General features: G+C 45.1%; 2 tRNA genes and 1 rRNA gene. All 3 read right to left on the bottom strand.

The window, feature by feature from the left end:
- Window positions 1-209: 209 nt before the first annotated feature.
- A tRNA-Ala gene (locus ACFOMG_RS16615) sits at window positions 210-285 on the bottom strand.
- Window positions 286-307: 22 nt separating this feature from the next.
- A tRNA-Ile gene (locus ACFOMG_RS16610) sits at window positions 308-384 on the bottom strand.
- 65 nt (window positions 385-449) lie between these two features.
- Window positions 450-534, bottom strand: a 16S ribosomal RNA gene (locus tag ACFOMG_RS16605); the annotation flags it as partial.

Here is a 534-nt window from a genome sequence, read left to right as displayed (position 1 = left end):
TACAAGCTATGAAGCAGAAGACTTTATGGTTGGGCTTACTGATTAATAACGGGTAGTTATCAATCAAATCAAGCAACCGCCGGTTCGCTTGAGAATCTCAATTCTCATGTATCCAAATTTTTAAAGAGCAATCTGATGTAATCATCAGTATTAAATATGCTTTTTAAGCACATTTAATGCTGATAACTAACCAAGTAATTAAAGAGAAGTGGTGGAGCTATGCGGGATCGAACCGCAGACCTCCTGCGTGCAAGGCAGGCGCTCTCCCAGCTGAGCTATAGCCCCATTTCGTCTTTAAATCTGAGTTTGGTAGGTCTGGGCAGACTTGAACTGCCGACCTCACGCTTATCAGGCGTGCGCTCTAACCACCTGAGCTACAGACCTACGTCAGATCACAAAGATTTAGACAATTCGTGTGAGTACTTAACTGAGATGAGTGAAGTATCGTTTAAGGAGGTGATCCAGCCCCAGGTTCCCCTAGGGCTACCTTGTTACGACTTCACCCCAGTCATGAATCACTCCGTGGTGACCGCT

The organism is Bacterioplanoides pacificum (assembly GCF_042648445.1).
Taxonomy (GTDB): Bacteria; Pseudomonadota; Gammaproteobacteria; order Pseudomonadales; family Oceanobacteraceae; genus Bacterioplanoides; species Bacterioplanoides pacificum.
The sequence above is the reverse complement of the archived record's forward strand: the minus strand, read 5'-3'. Positions and strand labels throughout refer to the sequence as shown.